This is a genomic window from Mesorhizobium terrae (assembly GCF_008727715.1).
GTDB classification, from domain to species: domain Bacteria; phylum Pseudomonadota; class Alphaproteobacteria; order Rhizobiales; family Rhizobiaceae; genus Mesorhizobium; species Mesorhizobium terrae.
The window spans coordinates 400,155-424,812 of record NZ_CP044218.1 but is presented as its reverse complement, the minus strand read 5'-3'; the positions used below and the strand labels follow the sequence as shown (position 1 = coordinate 424,812).

The following is a 24,658-nucleotide window of genomic DNA, read 5'->3' as shown; positions in this document are numbered from 1 at the left end:
CGGCACCGGCATCCGTGCAGACAATGGAGACATCGATGTCGAAGACCGTGAACAGCTATCTGATGCCGTTCTCCAACGTGGCGCATCTGCCGCTGGCCGAGAAATTCGAGGCCACGCGCATTGCCGGTTACGATGCGCTTTCCCTGATGCCCTACGAAGTGGATCAGCTTGAGGTCGCCGGTATTTCGCCGAAGGAAGTGCGCCGGCGTGCCGACGATGCGGGCATGCGCATCCTGCGGCTTGATCCGCTGAACACCTGGTCGCGTGTCTGGCTGCCCGACAATATGGACGACGCCTACATTGCTACCGTCGACACCAGGCAGGAGCGGGTGTTCGCGCTCTGCGCCGAACTCGGCTGCCGGTCGATCAGCCTCAACGCGACGTTTCCGCTAGGCTCGATGCCGATGGACGCGATCATCGAGGACTACGCCAAAATATGCGCCGCCTCGGCGCGCTTCGATCTCGACTGTTCGCTGGAATTCATTCCGCTATGGGGCGTGCCGACGCTCGCCATGGCCTGGCAGGTCGTTGAGGGCGCCGGCGCCAAAAACGGCGGGCTGGTCTTTGACACATGGCATTGCGTGCGGGGCAAGTCGAACCTCGCCGACCTGCGCAAGATCCCCGGCGACAAAATCCATTGCGTCCAGCTCAATGACGGCCCGCTCGAACTGCCGGCTGGCGTGACCATCAAGGACGATTGCTACGACCGCAAATTCCCCGGCGACGGTCAGTTCCCCAATGTCGAGATCGTGCGCGTCCTCACCGAGACCGGTGGCCTCAACCAGGTCGGCGCGGAAGTCTTCTCGCCCATGCTGAAAGCCATGAGCGCCAGAGAGGTCGGTGAAATTTCGCGCATGTCGGTGGAAGAGGTGCTGAGACTGGCGCTGAGCTGAGCGATTTGGTCGCGAGAGCCGGCGATCAACCGATCTTCTGGAACAGCCGGTTGCCCGGATCGATCTCTGCCTAGCCGGCTGGTAACCCGAGCTCGACCAGCGTCCGGATGAAACGCTGGCCCGCTTCGAGAAAGACCGGACTGGCGTTTCGCTTCGGCGGCGCGACATTGAGTGCCGTCGAACCGGGTCGCAAAACCATGGCTTTCGCCAGCGCCGCCTTTGCCTCGTCCGTCCGTCCGGAACCCTGCAGCGCGACGGCCAGCACCATATAGGGCCGCCCCGATGCCGGCGTGATGGCGATCGACTTCTGCAGCCACGGCACCGCTTCCTCACTGTGGCCGAGAAGCAGATTGGCCCAGCCTATTCCGAGCAGCCAGGTCCAGCGCGAGACTGCTGGCGTGTCGAAGCGATCCGCCTGTTTGAAGTTTGCCAGCGCGTCATCAAAGCGCCCGAGCTGAATCTGGGTAAGGCCCAGTTGATAGAGCGCCGACCCGTTCCATGGATCGAGGCTCAGCACCTTTGCGCAGGCCACCAGGCTTTCGACGAAATTGTTGGTGGCGGTGAGGAAACGGCAATAGGCTTCCAGCCCCGGCAGGTAGTTGGGCTTGGCCTGCAGCGCACGCTCCAGCCGTGATCTGGCGGCGCTCTCCGCCGCCGTACTCTCGGCGGCGCTGTACCAGTTCATCTGAATCCCGCGTGTCTGCAACGCGGACAGCGTGACCTGCAGGTCGAGATTGTCGGGCGCGTTGGCGAGCGCGCTTTCCAGCATCGTCTGCGCGGCCGTGAAGCGCTCGCGCGTCGTCTGGTTGATCGAGGCGAGCGCCTGCTCGACCACGACCTTTGTGCTGCCTGTCAGTGGGCTGGCCACGCCAGCTCTCGGATAAAGTACGGCGTTGATGCGGACGGCGAGTTCGTGTCCGACGCCGGCGGCGAGCCGGGATTGCTGGAGCGCCAGGTCTGTGTTTTCCGTGTCGACCGCCACAGAGGTGGTCCACTTGACCTCGCCGGTCGCGGCATTGGTCATGCGCGCTTCCAGCGTCCAGCTGTTTGCGCTCCGCTGCAATTCGCCGCTCACCACGAAGTCGGTGTCCGCCGGGCGTGTTGGCGCGTTGGCGAGTGAAGCGGTTGTTACATCCGACCGTGGCGTCACCACGCGGATCGTATCGATCTTGGCAAGGCCGTCGGCAAGGCGGTCCGTGACGTTCGTCGCCATCGATGTCGCTTGCGGGTCGCTGCCTCCATCGACGAAGGGCATCACGGTGATCGTCGGCGTGTTCTCAGGGGCAACGACGCCTGGCGCGAACATCGGCGCGGCGACGGCAAAACCGATGACCGCGCAAAGAACGGCGATGACCGCAGCGACGCGGCTACGCAGGCCGAACGAGAACTGCCGTTTCTTTGCCGGGCCGGCGACTGTAGCTGCAGCGTGGCCACCGGCTTGTTGTGCCAACCCCTCCTGCTCCGAAGCGGACGAAAGCCCGGCAGACGCGGCAAAACTGGCCGGATCGCCCGACACCTCGGCATCGAACAGATAGCCGCGGCCGGAGACGACCTTGATCAGCTGGCGTCCTTCGTCGCCGAGCGCTGTCCTGATTTCGCGAATGCACTGGAACAGGCTGTCTTCGCCGACATGGATGTTCGGCCAGATAGCCTCCATCAGTTCCTGTTTGCTGACGACGCGCCCGGCATTGGCGGCGAACAGGCGCAGCATGTCGAAGGATTTCGGGCGCAGCCGGATTGGCTCGCCGCCAGGCGCGCGGAGTTCGATACGTCGCTGATCAAGCTCAAATCCGGCAAACCGGAGCACCCCAACCCCCACAATCCGGAACCGTGCCAAGACCCGTTCAAATATCAGAAAATCTTCAGAAAGTCATCGACACCCGTTCAGGACAGCCCAGCCCGCCTGATGACATGAAATGCCGCAGATGCCGTTTCAGGGCAGGGCAGTTCGCGCGGGGGAATAGTATTGAAATCAAAGGCATCCGGACAGAAGCCTGTCCGTAGTGGCGAGGTTGCGCATACCCCATGCGCCCCACAGCCGAGATCGCCGAGCCCCGACTTTTTTCGGGTGCATCGGCTTTGCGCGGCGCGTGCGCCGCTGAGGCCCCCTTTTACCGCCGACATTGAAGCATGCGGAGCATAATCGTGAGTGCTGTAGGAATTTCCACGACGCCGGCCAATCGGTCCGCGCTGCGTATCGTCATCGCCTCGTTGACAGCCGCGCTGACGGCCTCCGTCGCACCGCTGGCGCTGATCGTGGCAGCGGGACCAGCGCTGGCCGACAGCATCGGCCAGAACGGCGGGAATGGCGGCAATGCGCCGAATTCCTCGACGGCGGGCTCCGGCGGCGGGGCTGGCCCCGCCGGGGACAGTTCGACGACGGGTACGGGCGGTGGCTGGGGAGCTACGGGCGGTTCCGGCAATGGCGGCGGCGGCGGCGGTTCGGACAGCGGCGGCGGCGGCGGCCAAGGCAAAGGTTACGGGTCGGGCGGCGGCGGCGGCGGCGCCGGCGGCGCCGGGCTCACACTGACCACGGGCCTTACCAACAACGCCACGATCGCCGGCGGCAATGGCGGCAATGGCGGGTCCGGCGCTTCACTATACAACCAATCGTACAACGTTGGTGGAGGAGGAGGAGGCGGTGGCGGAGGCTCCGGCATCATCGTCACGACAGGCGCGAATCTTACCAATTCCGGAACGATTACGGGCGGTGGCGGCGGCGGCGGGGCCGGGGGCGTCGGCCCGGGCGCTGGCGACGGCTTCGCAAATCCGTACGGCAACGGCGCAGGCGGCAACGGCGGCAACGGCATCACCGCAACGATTTCCAGTGGGCTGACGATCACCAATTCCGGTACGATCCGGGGCGGGGGCGGCGGAACAGACTTCCTGAATTACCAGCCCTATCGCCCGCAAGCCGGCGGCTACGGCATCATCGGCCAGAACCTGACCATCAACAACAGCGGCACGATCCTGGGCGGCGCGCGCGGGGGCGCGGGCGGCCTGTCTGGCAGCCTCAACACCGCGATCGTCATCACCGGCGGCACCAACAGCATCACCGCGCTCGCGGGCAGCAACATCGGCGCGATCGAGCTCGGCGGTAATACGAAGCTGGCGGGCATCTTCAACAATACGGTCCAGGTCAATGGCGGCGTCACCGTGACCGTCACCGGGGCAGACGCGTCGGGTGACGTTTCCGGCATCACGACGCTGACGAACTACGGGACCATCTCGGTCGGAAGCGGCCGTACCCTGTCGGCGGCCACCATCGGCAATGCTGGGACGATCAGCCTGGCTGACGCAGCAGTGCTTTTCGGCACCGGCAATACGCTGAACAACGGCGGTACCATCAATGTCGGCACCAACGGCATCGTGATGGACAATGGTAACATCAACAACAATCCCGGCGGCTTCATCAATTTTAATGGTCCGGGCGGTACGGCGATACTTTCTCCCGGAGCCGGATACGCCGTCAACAATAGCGGCACCATCAATGTCGTCGGCGGCGACGTCAACGTGCAGATGAGCCCCATCAACAACCAGAACAACGGCATGCTGTCGCTCACCGGCGGCGACATGTTCAATGTCTCCACCTTGGAAAATTCGGACACGGCGACCATCAATGTCGGCGCGGGCCGCAAGCTCAGCCTGCAAATCCTCAACCTCAATGGCGGCAGCGTTACCGGAACAGGCACGATCGAAGCCGCAAATTCGTTCAATATCTCGAATACCGGTACGATCGACGCGAAGCTGACCGGCACGGCTTATCTGCTCAAAGGTGCGCCCGGCACGATGGTCCTGACGGGTGCCAACAGCTATACCGGCGGTACGACGGTCAATGTCGGCATGTTGATGGCCGGATCGGCGGGCGCTTTCGTGGGCAACACGGCCTATACGGTCAATACCAACGGCGTGCTCAATCTAAGCAGCTTCGGGCTCACGATGTCGTCGCTATCGGGCACCGGCGGAATTGTCGCGCTTGGCTCGGCCGCTCTCACCGTCAACCAAACTGCGAACACCACCTACGCCGGCGCGATCACCGGCAGCGGCAGCTTGGCCAAGAGCGGTTCGGGGACATTCGTCCTCACCGGTCCCAACACCTATTGGGGCGGCACCACGGTGTCGGGTGGCACATTGCGTGCCGGTTCGGCCACAGGGTTCGTGGCGAACACCGATTACACGCTCACCGGTGGCACGCTTGACCTCAACGGCTACGACCTCACCATGTCGAGCCTCTCGGGCAGCGGCGGTGCGGTGGCGCTCGGCGCGGCCAATCTTACCGTCGACCAGGCTATCAATACGACCTTTGCCGGTGGGATTACCGGGACGGGTGCGCTCACCAAAAGCGGAACCGGCATACTCGCGCTGCTGGGTACCGGCAGCTATAGCGGTGGCACGACCGTGAACGACGGCACGTTGCGGGCGGGATCGGCGGGTGCCTTTGTGGCCAACACGGCTTACACGGTCAATGGCGGCACGCTCGACCTTAACAACTACAATCTCACCATGTCATCGCTGTCGGGTACCGGCGGCACCGTGGCGCTCGGTTTGGGCAATCTCACCGTCGATCAAGCGACGAACACCACCTTCGCCGGTGCTACCTCGGGTGGAGGCACCCTCACCAAGAGCGGCGGCGGCGCGCTGACATTGACCGGCGCCAATGCCCATACCGGTGACACCACGATCAGCGGCACCGGGGCATTGCGCATTGGAGACGGCGGCACCAGCGGTTCGATGGCTGGGAACATCATCGACAACTCCGTGCTCCAGTTCAATCGGTCGGATACCTCCACATATGCCGGCAACATCTCGGGAAGCGGGGTAGTCGAGCAGATCGGCACCGGCAGGACGATCCTGACCGGCACGCACAGCTATAGCGGCCTCACATCGATCCACGGCGGCACGCTGCAGCTTGGCGATGCCGGCACGACCACCACCATCGCCGGCCCCGTGAAGGTGTGGGGCGGCGGCACATTGGACGTCGTCAATGCCAATATGAGCGCCATCGGCAACGTCGAGAACGCCGGCACCACGAATTTCCGCAATGCGGCAAACGCTGGTACCGCTCAGATTACCAACGATGCGGGCGCGACCCTCGCCTTCCACGATACCAGTACGGCAGGTACGGCCAACATCACCACTCATGGTGGCAGCGTTGCCTTCAACAACGATAGCAAGGGCGGCAGCGCCACGATCACCAGCGTCTCCAACGGTTCGCTGGCGTTCAACGACACCAGCAATGCCGGTGCCGCCACCATCATGAACACCTTCGGTTCGTTGACCTTCAGCGGCGATAGCAAGGCTGGAACCGCTGGCATCACCAACCACAGCAGTTTCGCGTTCAGCAACAACAGCTCGGCCGACAGCGCCGTCATCACCAATCTCGGCGGTACGCTGAATTTCAACGGCACGAGCCTGGGTGGCAGCGCGACCATCATCAACTCCGCCACCGTCGCCTTCAACGACACCAGCAGCGCCGGTCGTGCCAACATCGAAAACAACACGGGGCTCAGTTTCAACAATTTCGCCACGGCGGGCGATTCCATCATCACCAACAAAAGCGGCGCGACGCTGGATTTCAACGACACGAGCAACGCCGGGGGCGCCAACATCACCAATGATGGCACCGCGACATTCTCTGCCGACGCGAGCGCCGCAAACGCCATCATTACAAACAACAACAGCCTGACGTTCCAGGGCAACAGCACGGCAAGCGCCGCGGCCATTACCAACAATGCCGTCTTGAACTTTACCGGCAATGCCACGGCATACAGTGCCACCGTGACCACCGACGCCGGCGGCGCCACCCGCTTCCAGGGCAGCAGCAACGGCGGCACCGCACGCTTCATCACCAAAGCCGGCGGCCTCTTCAACATTTCCAGCCTGACCGGGACCGGCACGACCGCGGGTTCGATCGAAGGCGCCGGCGCATATTATCTCGGTTCGAAGACGCTGACCGTCGGCGGCAACCACCAGTCGACCGAAGTCGATGGCGTCATAGCCGACAATGACGGCGGCGCCATTGCTGGCACCGGCGGTTCGCTCGCCAAGACCGGTGCCGGAACGCTGACGCTTTCAGGCGACAACACCTACACCGGTGGCACGACGCTGCTGGGGGGCGCCGTGCAGGCTTCGAGGGACGCCAATCTGGGCGCAGCCTCCGGCGCCCTGACCTTCAACGGTGGAGCGCTCAAACTCGGCGCCGCGTTCAATCTCGCCGCGACGCGCCAGATCACGCTCGCCGCCGCCGGCGGCACGATCGACACCAACAGCTTTGGCACTGAGATATCGCAAGGCATCACCGGCACCGGCGGATTGACCAAGACGGGTCTTGGGACCCTGACGCTTTCCGGCGATAGCGACTATACCGGGCCAACGACGGTGAGTGACGGCAAGCTGCTGGTCAACGGTTCGATCAAGTCGACCGTCACGGTCGACACGGGCGCCACGATCGGCGGCACCGGAAAACTGTCGAATACGATCGTCAACGGCACGCTTGCGATCGGCAACAGCCCGGGCAAGCTGACCGTCGATGGCGACCTGACCCTTGGGGCAAGCTCCACCAGCCTGTTCGAACTCGGTGCGCCCGGCATCGTGGGCGGGCCGCTAAACGATCTTGTCTATGTCACCGGCAACCTCACGCTCGGCGGCACCTTGCAGACGCCGGCTGCCGTCTCCGGTTACTACCGGCTCTTCAACGTCGATGGCACCGTCTCCGGCGACTATTCCAGCGTGCCGACGGACGCCAGCGTGCAGACCGCGATCCCCAACCAGGTGAACCTCTTCATCCAGCATGCGGGCCAGATCGTGCAATTCTGGGACGGCGCGGACAGCGCCGGCAATGGCTCGGTCGACGGCGGCGCGGGGACCTGGAGCGCGGGTGGCACCAATTGGACGGGCGCACCCGGCGCCGCTAATTTCAACGACCAGTGGCACGGCTCTGTCGGCGTGTTTTCCGGCACCGGCGGCCTGGTTTCGGTCAGTGGGCCGGTCGCGTTCGAAGGCATCCAGTTCACGCAAGACGGTTACAAGATCGCCGGCGACGACCTGATCCTGAGCGGCGACAGCGCCGGCAATACGGCCGCAAGTTTCATCACTATTGCAGGTGGTGCGAATGCGGAGATCGAGTCGGTGATCACCGGTGCCGCCGGCATCGGCATCGACAAATACGGCAGCGGCACACTGACATTGACTGGCGCCAGCACCTATACCGGCGCCACGACGATCAAGGCGGGCACGCTGGCGCTGGCCGGCAAGGGCAGCATCGCGCAATCCAGTGTCGTGGCGGTGGAAGACGGCACATTCGACATTTCGGCAACGACCTTGCCGTTCCCCGCGATAACCAGCCTTGCCGGAACCTCCTCGGGAACGGTCCAGCTCGGCACGAAGGGGCTGGTCATTGGAAACGGCTCGACCGAGTTTGCCGGTTCGATCAAGGGCAATGGCGGACTGGAAATCGCCGGTGGCACGCAGACCTTGTCCGGCGTCAACACCTACACCAACGCCACCCAGATTGATAACGGCGCCAAATTGGCGCTGAAGGGAGCGGGTTCGATCGCCACTTCCGCCTATGTCGGCTTCGCGCTCGGTGGCACGCTGGATATTTCGCAGACGACGACCGGCGCCAGTGTCCGTGGCCTTGCCAGCACGACGGGGACCGGCATCGTTGCGCTTGGCTCGAAGACGCTGACCATCACCAACGGTTCCGTGTTCGGCGGTTCGATCCGCGATGGCGGCATCGCGGGCGGCTCGGCTGGCAATGTGGTGATCGCCAACGGCGCCACGCAGATGTTCTCCGGCGTCAACACGTATGCCGGTTCGACCACTGTCGATGCCGGCGGTACCCTGCAGCTTTCCGGCGACGGCAGCGTGTTTACCTCCAGCGGCGTCGTTGCCAACGGTGTCTTCGACATTTCCGATCAGAGTACGGGCTCCGGCCCGGGCATCAAATCGCTGACCGGCGGCGGAGCCGTCTATCTCGGCGGCCGGGATCTCACCATCGCCAACGCCGGCGGCACTTTTTCCGGCGTGATCAGCGATTGCGGCGCGACGGGTACGGACTGCTACGCCGGTTCGACCGGCGGCGGCCTCGTGCTCGCAGGTGGCACGCTGACGCTGACGGGCGCCAACACCTACAGCGGTGGCACTACGGTGGGTTATTTCGGAGCGCCGGAAAGCACGACGCTGGTGGTGACCAACAATCAGGCGGTCGGCACCGGTCGCGTCCTCTTGAACGCGGCGGGTATCTTCAAGGCGGGCGCTGACGGGCTGACCTTCAACAACCGCTTCGCGGTCAGTCCGAGCTACGGCACGATCGACACCAACGGCCACACCATGACGATTGCCGGCGTTATCGCCGACAACGGCGATCCGGGCACCCTGCACAAGATCGGCGCTGGCACGCTGGTGCTGACCAATGCCAACACCTATGGCGACGGCACGGTCGTCAAGGCCGGCACGCTGCAGCTCGGCAACGGTGGCACCACCGGCTCGATCCTGGGCAACGTCGAACTCGGCGGTATCCTCGCCTTCAATCGCTCCGACGCCTACACCTCCTCCGGCGTCATCTCGGACATGGCGGGCAGCCACGGCCAGGTCGTGCAGAATGGTACCGGTGTCGTGAAACTGACCGGCACGAACAGCTATTCGGGCGGCACTTTCCTCAACAAGGGCGTTGTCGCTGTCTCCAACGACGCCAATCTTGGCAACGCGGCTGGAGGGCTTACCTTCGATGGCGGTACGTTGCGCTACGACGCGGCGTTCGATCTCGCCGCTACGCGTACGGTTACGCTCGGCAATGGCGGCGGCACTTTCGACAGCAATGGCTTCACCGCGGGCGTTGCATCAAACATTGTCGGTTCGGGCGGACTGACCAAGACCGGCACCGGCTCATTGGTGCTGTCCGGCACCAACAACTACACCGGCCAGACCACGGTTTCGGAAGGCGCGCTCACCGCGAGCAAGGCCAACGCCTTCTCGTCCCACAGCGCGGTTTCGGTGGCGAGCGGCGCGCGCCTCGATCTCGGCGGTCTCGACCAGGTCATCGGCACGCTGTCCGGTGCCGGCTCCGTCGCCATGGGTAGCGGTGCCCTGACCGTGAACGAGACCAGCAATTCCACCTTCTCCGGCGGCATCTCCGGCGGCGGAAGCTTCACCAAGACCGGCGCTAGCAAGCTGATGCTGTCGGGAACGAGCACCTACACCGGCCAGACCTTCGTCAAGCAGGGCACCCTGTCGGTGAACGGCTCGATCGCATCGTCGTCGGGCATCACGGTGGACGCTGGCGGCACGCTCGGCGGCACCGGCACGGTGTCTTCGGTCACCGTCAACAGTGGCGGCACGCTGGCGCCGGGCAATTCGATCGGTACGGTCAACGTCGCCGGCAATCTGGCGTTCGGTGCTGGCTCGACCTATGCGGTCGAAGTCGATCCCGCTGCTGCCGACCGCACCAATGTCACCGGCACCGCCAATCTGTCGGGTGGCACCGTTGCGACCAGTTACGCCACGGCGACCTACATCCAGAAGACCTACACCATTCTCAACGCGTTGGGCGGGCTCGGCGGCACCACATTCGCCGGGCTGACCGGGACGACGCCGACCGGCTTCACCCAGAAGCTCGCCTATGACGGCACCAACGCCTATCTCGTGCTCGACCTCGACATACGCGAGCCTGGAAATCCCGGCGGGCCGGGCAACCCAGGCAATCCTGGTGGGCCAAGCTTCGATCCGCTCAACCGCAACCAGCGCTCTGTCGCCAACACCATCGTCGGCTATTTCGACGCCAAGGGCGGTCTGCCGGCGGAATTCGGCGCTCTTGACCAAACCGGTCTCTCGCTTGTGTCCGGCGAGGCAACGGCGGGTGCGATCAGCGCTGGCATCCAGAGCACGGATCAGTTCCTCGGCCTGCTGGCGGGCGAGGCGTTGACGGGTCGCGCCGCGCCGGCCGCTTCCGCTGGAAGCGGTACGGCCGCCTATGCCGAAGAGCCGACCGATGGGAAGGCGCAAACCGAACTTGCCGCTCTCGGCGGCAAATCCGGTCGTGTCGCCGATCCTCTTGCCAGGATATTCGACAGCCGCTGGCAGAGCTGGGGTGCGGCCTATGGCGGCTCGGCCGAGATCGGCGGAGACGCGGCCGCCGGCTCGCATGATACGGACCTGAACACGTTCGGGCTTGCCGGCGGCATCGCCAGGCGGTGGAACGACGGCGTGCTCGGCATCGCGCTTGGCGGCGGCTCATCCGACTTCCACCTCGCCGACAAACTGGGTGGCGGTCAGGCGCGCTTCTTCAATGCCGGCGCATTCGCAAGGCACGACTTCGGCGACGCCTATGTTGCGGCGGCTGCCGCCTATACATTCTATGATGTCGAAACCAGCCGGACCGTGCTTGGCAATTCGCTCTCGGGCGATTTCAACGCACACGCCTTCTCCGGACGCGTCGAGGCCGGTTATGGCATCGAGACGCCGGTTGCGACGCTCACGCCTTACGCGGCCTTCCAGGCGATCGCCTACCGGATACCGGGTTATGCGGAGACCGGCCTCGGCAGCTTCGGGCTCGCCTACAAGGGCAACACCACGACCGTCACCCGCACCGAGCTCGGCGCCCGGCTGGACCGTACGGTCGGCCTCGAGAACGGTGCAGCCTTGGCGCTTTCGGGACGTCTCGCGCTCGCCATCAATGGCGGCGACAGCATCGGCTTCACGGCCGGCTTCCCGGCGTTGGCCGGTACTTCCTTCTCCATCGAGGGGGCAAATCCGGACCACTATTCAGCGCTGGTCGATGCCGGTGCCGAATACAGCACCGCATCTGGTTTCTTCGCTGGGCTCTCTCTCCAGGGCGAGTTCTCCGGCAATGTCCAGAACCTGTCTGGAAAGGCCAAGGTCGGCTTGCGCTGGTGAGGTAACGGCATCATCGCTACTGGCGTTCAGACGAAATGAAAACGGCGGCCCTCAGGCCGCCGTTTCTGCAATGAAGGAGCGGGGTTTCCTAGATCTTCACTGTCCCGTCTGCCGGTTTTATCGCGTGAAGCTTTGGGCGTTGCCCGCGTCGACATTGATGATGTTGCCGGTCGATTTGGCCGACATGTCGGAAGCCAGGAAATAGACCGCTTCGGCGATGTCTTCGGGAAACACCGAACGTTTCAGCATCGAACGCTTGCGGTAATGTTCCTCCAGATCGTCCGGCTGCATCGCATAGGCGGCGGCGCGTTGTTCGCGCCATTCGCCGGTCCAGATCTTGGAGCCGCGCAACACCGCGTCGGGATTGACCGTGTTGACGCGGATCTGGTGCTCCGCGCCCTCCAGTGCAAGACAGCGCGCAAGGTGGATTTCAGCGGCCTTGGCCGTGCAATAGGCTGCGGCGTTGGGTGAGGCGGCCAGGCCGTTTTTCGAAGCGATGAAGACGATGTTGCCGCCGAGCTTCTGTTGCTTGAAGGTGCGGAAAGCCTCGCGCGAAACCAGGAAATACCCCTTGGCGAGGATGTCCATGTTGCGGTTCCACATCGACAGTTCCGTATCTTCGATCGGTGCCGAGGATGAGATGCCCGCATTGGAAACCAGGATGTCGACGCCGCCGAATTCCACCGCGCTGTCGGCATAGGCGGCCGCGACGCCGCTCTCGTCCGTCACGTCGAGCCTGGCAGCGCGCACGAAATCCTTGCCGAAGGCGTGGCCCAGTTCTTCATGCGTGGCGGTGAGCGCCGCCTCGTCGATGTCGGCAAGCACCACGCAGGCGCCTTCCCGCAACAGCCGTATCGCCGTCGCCTTGCCGATGCCGCCGGCGCCGCCGGTGACGAAGGCGATCTGGCCGGCCAGCGATTTCGGCTTCGGCAGGCGCTGCAACTTCGCTTCTTCCAGCGGCCAGTATTCGATGTCGAAGGCTTCCTGCGCCGGCAAGCCGACATAGGACGACACGGCGGAAGCGCCGCGCATGACATTGATGGCATTGACGTAGAATTCAGCCGAGACGCGTGCCGTCGCCTTGTCGGCGGCGAAGGTGAACATGCCGACGCCCGGCATCAGATAGACGACGGCGTTAGGGTCGCGCATGGCGGGTGAATCCGGATGCTTGCAGCCGTCGTAGTAGGCTTGATAACCGACACGATACGCTTCGATAGCGGCGGGCAGGGCATCGGTCACGGCATCGATGTCGGGCTTGGCCGGGTCGAAGCCAATGACCAGCGGCCTGATCTTCGTGCGCAGGAAATGGTCGGGGCAGGATGTTCCGAGTGCCGCCAGCGCGTCGAGTTCGCGGGAATTGACGAATTCCAGCACTGCTTGAGAGTCGTCGAAATGACCAATCTTGCGCATGCCAGACGATGAAATCATGCCCCGGATCCGGGGCATCAGCCGCGCCGCGATGGCACGGCGTTCCTGTACGCCAAGCGGCGCGACCACGGCGCCGCCAAAGGCCGGCTTGCCCTTGGTCTCGTGTTCGAACCACTCGATCGCCTGGTTGATCGTGTCGATCGTGGTCGTGTAGCAGGCCTCCGGCGTGTCGCCCCAGGTGAACAGGCCGTGGCTTTCCAGAACCGCGCCCTTGGCCGCCGGGTTTTCCTGGCAGAACTTTTCCAGCCAAAGTCCGAGTTCGAAGCCCGGCCGTTTCCACGGCAACCAGCCGATCGCCTCACCGAAGACCTTTCTGGTCAGCTCGCGTGAATCCCGCGCGGCGGCCAGCGCGATGATGGCGTCGGGGTGCATGTGGTCGACAAAGGGCTTCGGCACATAGGCATGCAGCGGCGTGTCGATGGAGGCCGCGCGCGGATTGAGGTTGAAGGTGCAGTGCGGCAGATAGCCGACCATCTCGTCTTCATGCGCGAGACCGCGATAGAGCCCCTTCAGCGCACGCAGCTTGTCCATATAGAGGGTGGCGAAGCCGTCGAGCTTGATCGACGCGCTGTCGCCGCCCGAGCCTTTAACCCAGAGCACCTCGGCATCCTCGCCGGTCAGCGGGTCCTTCTGCAGGACTTTGGATGAAGTGTTGCCGCCACCATAATTGGTGACCCGTTTGTCGGATCCCAAAAGGTTCGACCGGTAGACGAGCCGTTCCGGCTCCGTCATCGCGGCAGCCTTGCGATCGTCCCACAGATTGGCGAGCCGTGCGGACTGTTTGTCGGGCATCTCGGATCCTCCCGCCGCGCCGCCTCGGGCGCGATACTTTGTGCATCAATTCAAGCCACGACGTGCACTTTGTCAATCGCAAAAGATCAAACTAAATCACAGTGCATTGCAATATGACGTATGTGCAGCGCAATATGATTGATATTTTCCACAAACCGCTTGCGTGATTGTCTGTTTTGCGTAACTTAGCTCATGACACCTAGTTTCTGGTGTCACGGGAGGATTTGGCTTGAACGATTTGGTCCGCCAGCGGCAGATCATCGAGCTTTTGCGTGATCGGCCCTTTGCGTCGGTGCGCGAGCTGCAGGAGCGTCTCGGCGTGTCGGCCGCGACGGTGCGGCGCGACATCGACAAGATCGACCTGTCCGGCGGAGCGCGCAAGGTTTATGGCGGCGTCTCCGCGTTGGACGGTTCCGCCCAGGCGCCGGCGTTTGCGCGTCCCTATGATGAGAATCGCGACCTTGCCGTCGATGCAAAGCGCCAGATCGCCGATCTCGCCGCGACCCTGGTCGTCGATGGCGACACCGTCATCGTCAATGGCGGCTCGACCTGTTATCACCTCGGCGTCAAGCTTGCCGACCGCAACATCCGTCTCTTCACCAGTTCCATGCCGCTCGCCGCCTATCTCGGCGAGCACGGCAAATGCAGCCTGACCATCGCCGGCGGTGAACTCCACCGCGAACCGGGCGTGATCTATTCACCGTCGCAGCCGGCGAATTTCTTCGCGTCGAAATTGTTTGTCGGCGCGCAAGGGGTCAGTGCCGACGGTCTGCTGGAATCGCATCCGCTGATGGTACGGGCCATCCAGGAACTGAGCCACAATGTCGACCAGGTCATCGTGCTGGCCGACAGCCGCAAGTTTTCCATCCATGCCCGTCATGTCGCGCTGCCTTTGTCGCGCGTCGGCATGCTGATCACCGACGACGGTTTGTCGGACCAGCACGCCAAGATGCTGGACGCGGCGGGCATCGCGCTGCGCATCGCCCCGAATGGGTGGCTTGCATGAGCGGAGCGCTTGCGGTTTTTGACCTTGGCAAGACCAACTCGAAACTCTTCGTGTTCGCGCCCGATGGCACGCTGCTGGATGAGCGGCGCACCAAGCCGGTGTGGAAGCCGTTTCGCGGACGCAATGTGCTCGACGACGATCGCCTGTTTTCCTGGATGAGAACGGAACTCGCCGAAGTCGTCGCCGCGCACGATGTTGGCGGCATGACGGTCTCGGCGCATGGCTGCGCCTTCGCGCTCGTGCGCGGCACCGAGCTTTTGCACCCGATCCTGGACTATGAGCAGGAAATCCCGCAGCCGACCGCCAAAATCATCGATCCGATGCTGCCGGATTATTCGGAGACCTACACGCCCTGGCTGCCGCTGGGTTTTTCCATCGCCCGCCACATCTACTGGCTGGCGACGGAAGAGCCGCAGACATTTGCCGCCACCGAGGCGATCCTCTGCTATCCGCAATATTGGGGCTGGCGCTTCGCCGGTCGTCCGCTGGCGGAATGGTCCTATCTCGGTGCGCATAGCCAGCTATGGGCGCCCTTGAAACGCGACTTCTCCTCGCTGGTTGACCGGTTGGGCTGGCGCGAGAAATTCTCCGAGATCGCGCCGGCCGGCGCCGTCATCGGCGAGGCCAGGATCGAGCTGGCCGATGGCACAAGCCGGTCGATCTCAGTTCACAACGGCGTGCACGATTCCAACGCCGCGCTCGCCTACTACCGCATGACCGGACTGACGGGTTTCACCCTGGTCTCGACCGGCACCTGGGTCATCATCATCAATCTCGACTGTCCGCTGGGCGCCCTCGACCGCGAGCGCGACATGATCGCCAACGTCACGGTCGACGGCGAACCGGCGCCTTCGCTGCGTTTCATGGGCGGCAGGGAATATGATCTGATCAGCGACGGCTGGAATCGGCCGATCTCGCAGGAGGCGGTCGAGCGTGTCATGGCGCGCGGCATCTTCGCCATGCCGTCCTGGGCAGCAGGCGGACCGTTTCCTGAGATCAGGGGCCACATCGTCGGCGGCGAGGTGGAAGGAGAGGAACGTGCCGCGGTGGCAGCACTCTATGTGCTGATGATGACGGACCTGTCGCTCGATCTGATCCATTCCGACAATCTGCTTGTCGTCGACGGCGGTCTGGCCAAGATCGATCTGCTCACCGCCATGTTGGCTCAGTTGCGCCACCGGCAGACGGTCGTTCATTCAACGACGAGCGAGGGCTCCGCCACGGGTGCCGCCGCACTCGCCTTCAAGGCGCTCGGGCGGTCGCCGTTCCGGGACGAGACTGTCCCCATCGCGGCAAGCGAGGTATCCGGCCTCGAAACCTATCGCGACCGCTGGCGCGAACTGGCCGACCGGGCCCGCGCGGCCGCGCGGGCAGAGCTACGAAGCGCCAATGGTGTGGCAGGAGTTGGCGCATGAACGCGGCCGCCCCTTATGTCAGCCTCGCCGGCATGTCGAAATCCTTCGTCGGCATTAAAGCGCTGAAGGATGTCTCCTTCGACGTGCGTCCGGGTGAAGTGCATGCGCTTCTCGGCGAGAACGGTGCCGGCAAGTCGACCTTGATCAAGATGATGTCGGGCCTCTATGCGCCCGATGCCGGCACCATCACGGTCGACGGCAGGCAGGTGAAATTCGCCTCCACGCGCGACGCGTCGGCCGCCGGCATCGCCACCGTCTATCAGGAGCTGTTGCTGTTTCCCGAACTGACGGTCGCTGAGAATGTCTTCCTCGGCAATTATCCGCGCCGGCCGGGTGGCTGGATCGACTGGGGCGAGGTGAGGGCGCGCACGCGCGCGCTGCTCGACCAGCTCGATACGTTCGACCTCGACGTCGACGCCAAGGTGCTCACGCTATCGGTGGCGCAGCGCCAGCGTGTCGAGATCGCCAAGGCGCTCTCCAAGAACGCGCGCATCCTGATCATGGACGAGCCGACCGCCTCGCTGGTGGAATCGGATGTGCAGCGCCTCATGACGGTGGTGCGCCAATTGCGCGAGCGCGGCGTCGGCATCGTCTATGTCAGCCATCGCATGTCCGAGATTTTCGCTTTGGCCGACCGCGTCACCGTGCTGCGCGACGGCGGCTTTGTCGGCACCAGGGACATCGGCGAGGTCGACGAAGCCAAACTGGTTTCCATGATGGTCGGTCGGCCGATCGACAGCCTGTTCCCCAAGGCCGAAGCCGCCATCGGCGACACTGTGCTGGAGGTGAGGAACCTCAATCATGGCCGGCATGTCCGCGACATTTCCTTTTCCCTGCGGCGCGGCGAAATCCTCGGCGTCGCCGGCCTGGTCGGCAGCGGCCGCACGGAACTCGCGCTCACCCTGTTCGGCATGACGCCGGCGACCTCGGGCGAAATCACCCTTGAGGGCAAGGCGGTGCGCATCACGTCGCCGCGCCAGGCGCGCGACCTTGGCATCGCCTATGTGCCGGAGGACCGCGGCCAGCAAGGGCTGGTGAAGCAGATGGCCATCCGCAAGAACGTCTCGATGGCGTTGATCGAGCACTTTTCGACAGGCATCTTCATCAAGGCCGGCGAGGAAGCGCAGCGTGCGCTCGCGGCTGTGAAGCGCTTCAGTGTCCGCTGCCGCAACATCGGCCAGGCGGTTGGCGAATTGTCCGGCGGCAATCAGCAGAAGGTGGTGATCGCCAAGTGGCTGGAGACCAGTCCCAAGGTGCTGATCCTGGATGAGCCGACGCGCGGTGTCGATGTCGGCGCCAAGGCGGAAATCCACACCATCATGGGCGAGCTGGTGAAGCAGGGGGTGGCGATCCTGATGATCTCGAGCGAACTGCCGGAAGTGCTCGGCATGAGCGACCGCGTCCTGGTGATCAGCGGCGGCTGCATCACCGGCGAGATCGCCCGGGCCGACGCCACGCCGGAACGGGTCGGCATGGCGATGACCGCGCACCGGGCTGGAGAGGCGGCATGATGACAACCGCCGTCGACCTTCCGCCGACCCGGCCGGTCTCTGGCGTGCAGAGACCCGGGTTCCTCAGGCGCCTGTTCTCGGACTATGGCCAGGAACTGGTCGTGCTCGGTGCCATTGTCGCGCTGTTCGCGGTGGTGACGCTGGTCAATCCGCGCTTTGTCAGCGCCAACAATCTGACCACGATCTTTTCCGGCAACGCCTATATCGCCGTCGCCGCCATCGGCATGGCAATGGTCATCGTCACCGGCCATATCGACGTGTCGGTAGGTGCGCTCATCGGCGTGCTGGCGACTATTTCCGGCACGCTTGCCGTCGCCGGCTATCCTGTCTGGGTGGCATGGCTGGCACCCGTCTTGGTCGGCATGGCCGTCAACGCGATCATCGGCGTCCTGGTCGCCTATGCGCGCATCCCATCCATCGTGGTGACGTTGGGCGCGCTGTCGATCCTGCGCGGCGGTTTGATCAGCGTGACCGGCGGCACCTGGATCACCAACCTGCCACCCGATTTCCTGATCGCGCAGAAAGATGTGTTCGGCCTGCCGGTCCCGCTCGTCACCATGGTCGTCCTCACTGTTCTCGCCGCCCTGTGGATGCGCTTCTCGGCCTTCGGGCGTTCGCTCTATGCCATTGGCGGCAATGCGGAAGCAGCGCTCGCCACCGGCATCCCGGTCGAGCGCCGCACCGTTGCGGTGTTCGTCATCCATGGCGCCTTTGCCGGGCTGGCCACGATCCTGTTCGCCACGCAGCTGCAGGTGATCCAGTCCACCGTGCCGCCCAATCTCGAACTCACCGTCATCACCGCCGCCGTCATCGGCGGCGTGTCGATCCTCGGTGGCTCCGGAACCGTCATCGGTTCGACGCTGGCAACGATCCTGTTCGCCACGATCGGCTCGGCGCTGATCTTCGTCAATGTTTCGGCCTATTGGCTGCGCGCGGTGATCGGCCTGCTGATCCTGGCAACCGTGCTTGCCGACATGCTGCGCCGTCGTAGCCGGATATGAGGATGGCCGGATGAACCTCAGATCCCTGATCCGTCACGAAACGTTCCTGGCTTTGCTACTGGTCGTCGTGCTGATCGTCTTGTCGTTCCAGTCGGACCGTTTCTTCACCGTCTCCAACCTGCTCAACCAGGGCCGGCTGATGACCGAGATCGGGTTGATCGCGATCGCCATGACCTTCGTCATCGCAACCGGTGGGATCGATCTTTCGGTCGGCTCGATCCTTGGGCTGACCGCGATCCTGACCGGCGTCTTCTGGCAGAATGTCGGCATGCCGCTGCCTGCCGCTGCTGCGGCCGCGATCGCGGTCGGCACGCTGGCCGGTTTCGTCAATGGTGCCATCATCACCCGTTTCGGCGTGCCGCCGTTGATCGCGACGCTGGCGACATTGGCGCTCTATCGTGGTCTTGCGGAAGGCATCAGCCAGGCGCGCTCGGTTCGCGGTTATCCGGACTGGTTCTATGTTCTTGGTCAGGGCGAGGTGCTGAGCGTTCCGACCCAGCTCTGGATCCTGGCTGCGGCAGCGGTCGTCGCTTCCATCATCTTGGCCTATACGCGCTGGGGCCGCACGGTCTACGCCATTGGCTCCAACGAAGTCGCCAGCCGGTTTTCCGGCCTTTCGGTGGAGAGGACGAAGCTCGCGCTCTACACCGCCTCGGGTTTCGCCGCCGCCGTCGCCGGGGTGATCTTCGTGTCGCGCGTCTCGACCACGCGCTCCGATATGGGCACCGGCATCGAGCTCGATGCCATCACCGCCGTCGTGCTTGGCGGCACCTCGATCTTCGGCGGTCGCGGCACCGTCGTCGGCACCATGATCGGCCTCTGCCTGATCCAGGCGTTGAAGAACGGTCTGTCGCTCGCCGGCGTCAAGGGCGACGGCACCATCATGCTCATCGGCGCGGTACTCATCCTGGCGATCCTCGCCAGCAACCTCTTCGAGAGGAGCGGCACTCGATAAAACAAGGGAGAAGCGTCCTTCACTGCCGCTCATCAGTGTCCGGACGAACAATTGGAGGATGAAATGCGTAAAATAGTGCTTCCCGCACTCCTGGCTCTGTCCTTCTCGACAAGCCTCAGCCATGCCCAGTCGCCGTGGACCGGCGGCGACGAATTGCCGACCAACCCTCTCGCCTGCGATGCAACGCCGGCAAAGGTGGCTTCCAAGCCTTACGATGGCGGCAAACCGACCAATGCGCCGGACCGCAAGGGCAAGACGCTGAAAGTTGTGGATGTGCCGAAACTCGTCGGCATCGGCTACTTCAACGCCACGTCGAAAGGCATCGCCGACGCGGCCAAGGAAATGGGCTCGATGGAGGCCAAGACCGACGGTCCGAGCAAGGCCAATATCGACGACCAGATCACGCTGATCGACAACTACATCACCTCCGGCGTCGACGGCATCCTGTTTGCCGCCAACGACCCGGTCGCCATCGCCCCGGTGCTGAAGAAGGCGCTCGCCGCCGGCATCAATGTCGTCGGCTACGACGCCAATTCGACGCCGGACGCCCGCCAGTGGTTCGTCAACCAGGCCGAGTTCAACGGCATCGCCAAGGCGATGGTCGATTCCATGGCCAAGGAAGCCGGCGAGGATGGTGCCTTCGCCATCGTCACTTCCACCTTCACCACGCCGAACCAGGCGCGCTGGATTTCCGAAATGGCGGCCTATCAGGCCAAGTGCCATCCGAAGATGAAGTGGCTGGAAACCGTTGAGGCACAGGAGGACAACATCCTCTCCTTCAACCAGACCAACACGCTGCTCAACAAATATGGCGATGAGCTCAAGGGCGTCTTCGGCATGACCAGCGTTGCGACGCCTGCCGCCGCCGACGCGGTCACCCAGGCCAAGAAGTGCGGCAAGGTTGCCGTGGTCGGTCTCGCCACGCCAAATGCGATGAAGCCCTATGTCTCGACCGGCTGCGTGAAGTCGGTGGTGCTGTGGAACCCGGTCGATCTCGGTTATGCGGCCGCCTATGTGCTGCGCGCGACGGCCGACGGTACCTTGGCCGCAGGCGCCACCTCGGTGAAAGCGGGCAAGTTGGGTGATCTCTCGGTTATCAACGGCTCCGAAATCCTGCTTGGCGCGCCCACCGTGTTCACCAAGGACAACATCAACAACTTCGACTTCTGAGGTTGAGCGGGGACGATAGCCCCCCTTCCGCGCCGGCTTCAGGCCGGCGCGGTTACTGCATCGGCCAGAAAATCGGAATCGATTTTCGGTAGGCACGATGCAGCAGATAAAAAGTGCCAGAGCGTCCTTTGCGCGTCCAATTGGACGCGCGGCGCTCTAACCGGCCTGCAAGCGGTGATCGAGGAGGATGGCATGGAAATGATGATCGACGCCGATGCGGTCGAGGCGAGCAATGCCGCGCGTGAGCGGGCCTTGCGCGCCGATTATGCCGCGCTTGGCGAGCAGCTCGACCGCCGCGGCATCGCCATCGCCGAAATTTTGGACAAGGCCGAGGCCTTCGCGGTTGCCATCCCGTCCTGGGGCGTCGGCACCGGCGGCACGCGTTTCGCGCGCTTTCCGGGCGAAGGCGAGCCGCGCGACGTCTTCGACAAGATCGAGGATTGCGCCGTCATCCAGCAGCTCACCCGCGCTACCCCCACCGTTTCGCTGCACATTCCGTGGGACAAGGCCGATCCGCGGCGCCTGAAACAGGCGGCCTCGCGCTTCGGCCTCGGCTTCGACGCTATGAACTCCAACACCTTCTCGGACACCGCCGACCAGAAGCTTTCCTACAAGTTCGGCTCGCTGTCGCATGCCGACGCGGCCGTTCGCCGGCAGGCGGTCGACCACAACATCGAATGCATCGAGATCGGCAGGGAAATCGGTTCGAAGGCGCTGACGGTGTGGATCGGCGACGGCTCCAACTTTCCAGGCCAGGTGAATTTCGCCCAGGCCTTCACGCGCTATCTGGATTCGATGAAGGCGATCTACGCGCAGCTGCCGCCGGACTGGCGCCTGTTCACCGAACACAAGATGTACGAGCCGGCTTTCTATTCCACCGTCGTGCAGGATTGGGGCACCAACTACATCATCGCCCGCGAACTCGGGCCGAAGGCTTTCTGTCTGGTCGACCTCGGTCACCATGCGCCCAACGTCAACATCGAGATGATCGTGTCCAGGCTAATCCAGTTCGGCAAACTGGGCGGCTTTCATTTCAACGACAGCAAATATGGCGATGACGATCTCGACGCCGGTTCGATCGATCCCTACCGGCTGTTTCTCGTCTTCAACGAACTGGTCGAAGCCGAACTCTCCGGCGTCGACGGGTTCAACCCCGCGCATATGCTCGACCAGAGCCACAACGTCACCGATCCGATCGAGAGCCTGATGCTGTCGGCGGTCGAGGTGCAGCGCGCCTATGCGGCGGCGCTGCTGGTCGACCGCAAGGCGCTGGCGGCGTTCCAGGACGGCAACGACGCCTTGATGGCCACGCAGACGCTGAAAGCCGCCTACCGCACCGATGTCGAGCCGATCCTCGCCATGGCTCGTTTCAACCGTGGCGGGGCCATCGACCCCGTCGCTGCCTACCGCGCCAGCGGCTACCGCCGCAAGGCGGCGGTGGAGCGGCCGGCCGTCGCGTCTGGCGGTGGGGGCATCGTCTGACGCGGCGGCCGCGGGGTGTCTTTGTATGCGAAATCTCGATCGGGAGCCTGATCATGTCCAAGCGCATCGCCTTCCGGATGGTGCTCAATCCCGGGCAGGCGGCCGAATACAAGAAGCGGCATGACGAGATCTGGCCGGAACTCGCCAAGGCGCTGCGCGACGCCGGCATCTCGGACTATTCGATCTGGCTCGATCCCGAAAACCAACCATCTCTTCGCGACGCTTTTGCTGGCCGACAACAACACCATGGACAAGTTGCCCGAGACCGAGATCAACCGCCGCTGGTGGGATTTCATGGCCGACATCATGCTCTACGACGCGCGCAATCAGCCCGTCGTCGTGCCGCTCGACAACGTCTTCCACATGGCGTGAGAGCGTGTCGAAACCACCGCGGGGTGCCTGCATGCCGCGACCACAACAACGAAGGCCGATGCCGCGAAGTCTTTCCGGTGCCGACAGCAGAAAATGAAAGGCCGATACGATGAAGGATGCAGCGCTGCGCAAGGAGATGGTGGCAATCTGCCGTCGGATGAATGCCGCCGGCATCAACCAGGGCACGGCCGGCAATCTTTCGCTGCGCGCTGGTGACGGCTTTCTCGTCACCCCGTCGGGCATGCCTTATGAAACCATGGTGCCCGAAGACATTGTCGAAATGGATTTCGACGGCACCTATGCCGGGCGCCGGCCGTCATCGGAATGGCGCTTCCACCGCGATATCCTGAAGACGCGCGGCGATATCAACGTCGTGTTGCATTGCCATTCGGTCTACGCCACCACGCTGGCCTGCCACTACAAGACCATCCCGGCCTTCCACTACATGACCGGCGTTGCCGGCGGCTCGACGATCCGCTGCGCCAAATACGCGACGTTCGGCACGCAGGCCTTGTCCGACCATGCGCTGGTGGCGCTTGAGGGGAGGCTTGCCTGCCTGCTCGGCCAGCACGGCCAGATATCGCTGGGCGCGACGCTGGAGGCGGCGCTGTGGCTGGCCATCGAGGTTGAAACCCTGTCGCGCATGTATGTCCAGGTGCTGACCCTGGGCGAGCCGCCCGTCTTGCCCGACGACGAGATGGCCCGCGTGATCGAGCAGATGCGCAAGATGAGTTATGGCCTGGCCCCCGATGCCGAAGGCATCAACGACGCCGCCCGTGCCCGGGGCGGCTGACGGGCAGGTTCGCCGGCGCTGCCGCTATTCTCGTCGGCGCCGCCATGACGTCCATCACCCGTTTGCTTGAAGCCAGCTCGGCAGGCCACGTGCCTTTCACGCGGTCCGTTCGCAAATTACGGTCGGATAAGAACAATACCAGTTTAACACCTGAAAAAAATTCTGCATAAAGGTGCTGTCTCGAAGTGGATGGTTCCGATGGGCGATCAGGCGATCCTCGATTTTCTGGCTGCTGCACTGGCGGGTGAGAGCGGCGAACCGCTCTACCGCCGGCTCGAAGATGCCTTCAAACAAGCGATTGGCGCGGCCCGCCTCAAGCGCGGGGCCGTCACTCCCAGCGAGCGCGTGCTTTGCGATGCGCTCGGCATTTCGCGCGTCACCGTGCGCAAGGCGATCGACGGCCTCGTCGCCGACGGCCTGCTCGACCGACGCCAGGGCGCCAAGACCGTCGTCGCCTCGCGGGTGGAGAAGTCGCTGGCGACCATGACCAGCTTCTCGGAGGATATGCGTTCGCGTGGGCTCGAGCCCGGTTGCGTGTGGATTTCGCGTGTGATTTCGCGGCCTTCGCCGGTGGAAATGATGGCGCTGGGCATTTCGGCCGGCGAGAAGGTGGTGCGGCTGACCCGTCTGCGCACCGCCGACAACACCCCCATCGCCATCGAGACGGCGACATTGCCGGCGCGCTTCGTGCCGGATCCGCTCGCGATCCAGGCCTCGCTCTACGATTATCTCGAAGCCAATGGCGCGCGTCCGATGCGCGCGCTCCAGCGCATGCAGGCGAAGCCCGCCAGCGAAGAGGAGCGCCGGCTGCTGGCAATTCCCGAGGACGCCAGTCTGTTGATCATGGAGCGCCGCTGTTTCCTTGCCGACGGCCAGATCGTCGAATTCACCCAGACCAAGTACCGCGGCGACGTCTACGATTTCGTCATCGAGCTGACGCGATAATA

At 63.8% G+C, this 24,658-nt stretch carries 13 protein-coding genes and 1 pseudogene; 12 read left to right on the top strand and 2 right to left on the bottom strand.

Annotation, left to right across the window (positions count from 1 at the left end; translation table 11 throughout):
- Positions 1-35 precede the first annotated feature (35 nt).
- Positions 36-893 carry a sugar phosphate isomerase/epimerase family protein gene (locus FZF13_RS03390; RefSeq protein ID WP_024927046.1) on the top strand — a complete coding sequence of 286 codons (858 nt, stop codon included), beginning with the start codon at positions 36-38 and terminating at the stop codon, positions 891-893.
- Between the two features lie 70 nt (positions 894-963).
- Here FZF13_RS03390 and FZF13_RS03385 read toward each other — a convergent pair whose 3' ends face one another.
- The gene (locus FZF13_RS03385) at positions 964-2,700 is read right to left on the bottom strand and encodes a winged helix-turn-helix domain-containing tetratricopeptide repeat protein (protein WP_024927045.1); all 1,737 of its coding nucleotides are present in this window, start codon (positions 2,698-2,700) and stop codon (positions 964-966) included.
- Positions 2,701-3,038: 338 nt separating this feature from the next.
- Here FZF13_RS03385 and FZF13_RS03380 point away from each other — a divergent pair, with 338 nt between their 5' ends.
- Positions 3,039-11,786, top strand: coding sequence for a beta strand repeat-containing protein (locus FZF13_RS03380; RefSeq protein WP_024927044.1), 8,748 nt, complete (start codon positions 3,039-3,041; stop codon positions 11,784-11,786).
- A gap of 117 nt (positions 11,787-11,903) precedes the next feature.
- On the opposite strand, the gene FZF13_RS03375 is transcribed toward FZF13_RS03380, so the two are convergent.
- Positions 11,904-14,006, bottom strand: coding sequence for a bifunctional rhamnulose-1-phosphate aldolase/short-chain dehydrogenase (locus tag FZF13_RS03375; RefSeq protein ID WP_024927043.1), 2,103 nt, complete (start codon positions 14,004-14,006; stop codon positions 11,904-11,906).
- Positions 14,007-14,235: 229 nt separating this feature from the next.
- Between FZF13_RS03375 and FZF13_RS03370 the strand changes: the two genes are divergently transcribed.
- From FZF13_RS03370 to FZF13_RS03325, 10 genes and pseudogenes are all read left to right on the top strand, one after another.
- The gene (locus FZF13_RS03370; protein WP_024927042.1) at positions 14,236-15,012 is read left to right on the top strand and encodes a DeoR/GlpR family DNA-binding transcription regulator; all 777 of its coding nucleotides are present in this window, start codon (positions 14,236-14,238) and stop codon (positions 15,010-15,012) included.
- Entirely contained in the window at positions 15,009-16,427 is a 1,419-nt protein-coding gene (locus tag FZF13_RS03365; protein WP_024927041.1) for an FGGY family carbohydrate kinase, read from the top strand. Before FZF13_RS03370 ends, FZF13_RS03365 begins: the two co-directional genes overlap by 4 nt.
- On the top strand, positions 16,424-17,938 hold the full coding sequence (locus tag FZF13_RS03360) for a sugar ABC transporter ATP-binding protein (RefSeq protein WP_024927040.1): 1,515 nt from the start codon (positions 16,424-16,426) through the stop codon (positions 17,936-17,938). The genes FZF13_RS03365 and FZF13_RS03360 overlap by 4 nt, the downstream gene beginning before the upstream one ends.
- Complete coding sequence (locus FZF13_RS03355) at positions 17,935-18,939, top strand: ABC transporter permease (protein ID WP_024927039.1); 1,005 nt, start codon at positions 17,935-17,937, stop codon at positions 18,937-18,939. The genes FZF13_RS03360 and FZF13_RS03355 overlap by 4 nt, the downstream gene beginning before the upstream one ends.
- A 10-nt stretch (positions 18,940-18,949) precedes the next feature.
- The gene (locus tag FZF13_RS03350; protein WP_024927038.1) at positions 18,950-19,894 is read left to right on the top strand and encodes an ABC transporter permease; all 945 of its coding nucleotides are present in this window, start codon (positions 18,950-18,952) and stop codon (positions 19,892-19,894) included.
- 63 nt (positions 19,895-19,957) lie between these two features.
- Positions 19,958-21,064, top strand: a complete 1,107-nt coding sequence (locus FZF13_RS03345; RefSeq protein WP_024927037.1) for an autoinducer 2 ABC transporter substrate-binding protein — start codon at positions 19,958-19,960, stop codon at positions 21,062-21,064.
- Between the two features lie 192 nt (positions 21,065-21,256).
- Positions 21,257-22,546 carry an L-rhamnose catabolism isomerase gene (gene rhaI / locus FZF13_RS03340; RefSeq protein ID WP_024927036.1) on the top strand — a complete coding sequence of 430 codons (1,290 nt, stop codon included), beginning with the start codon at positions 21,257-21,259 and terminating at the stop codon, positions 22,544-22,546.
- Between the two features lie 53 nt (positions 22,547-22,599).
- A pseudogene (rhaM, locus tag FZF13_RS03335) lies at positions 22,600-22,918 on the top strand (L-rhamnose mutarotase).
- A 109-nt stretch (positions 22,919-23,027) separates the two neighbouring features.
- Positions 23,028-23,711, top strand: coding sequence for a class II aldolase/adducin family protein (locus tag FZF13_RS03330; RefSeq protein WP_024927035.1), 684 nt, complete (start codon positions 23,028-23,030; stop codon positions 23,709-23,711).
- A gap of 198 nt (positions 23,712-23,909) precedes the next feature.
- A complete protein-coding gene (locus tag FZF13_RS03325; protein ID WP_024927034.1) occupies positions 23,910-24,656 on the top strand; it encodes a GntR family transcriptional regulator in 747 nt (248 codons plus the stop codon).
- Positions 24,657-24,658: the final 2 nt, after the last annotated feature.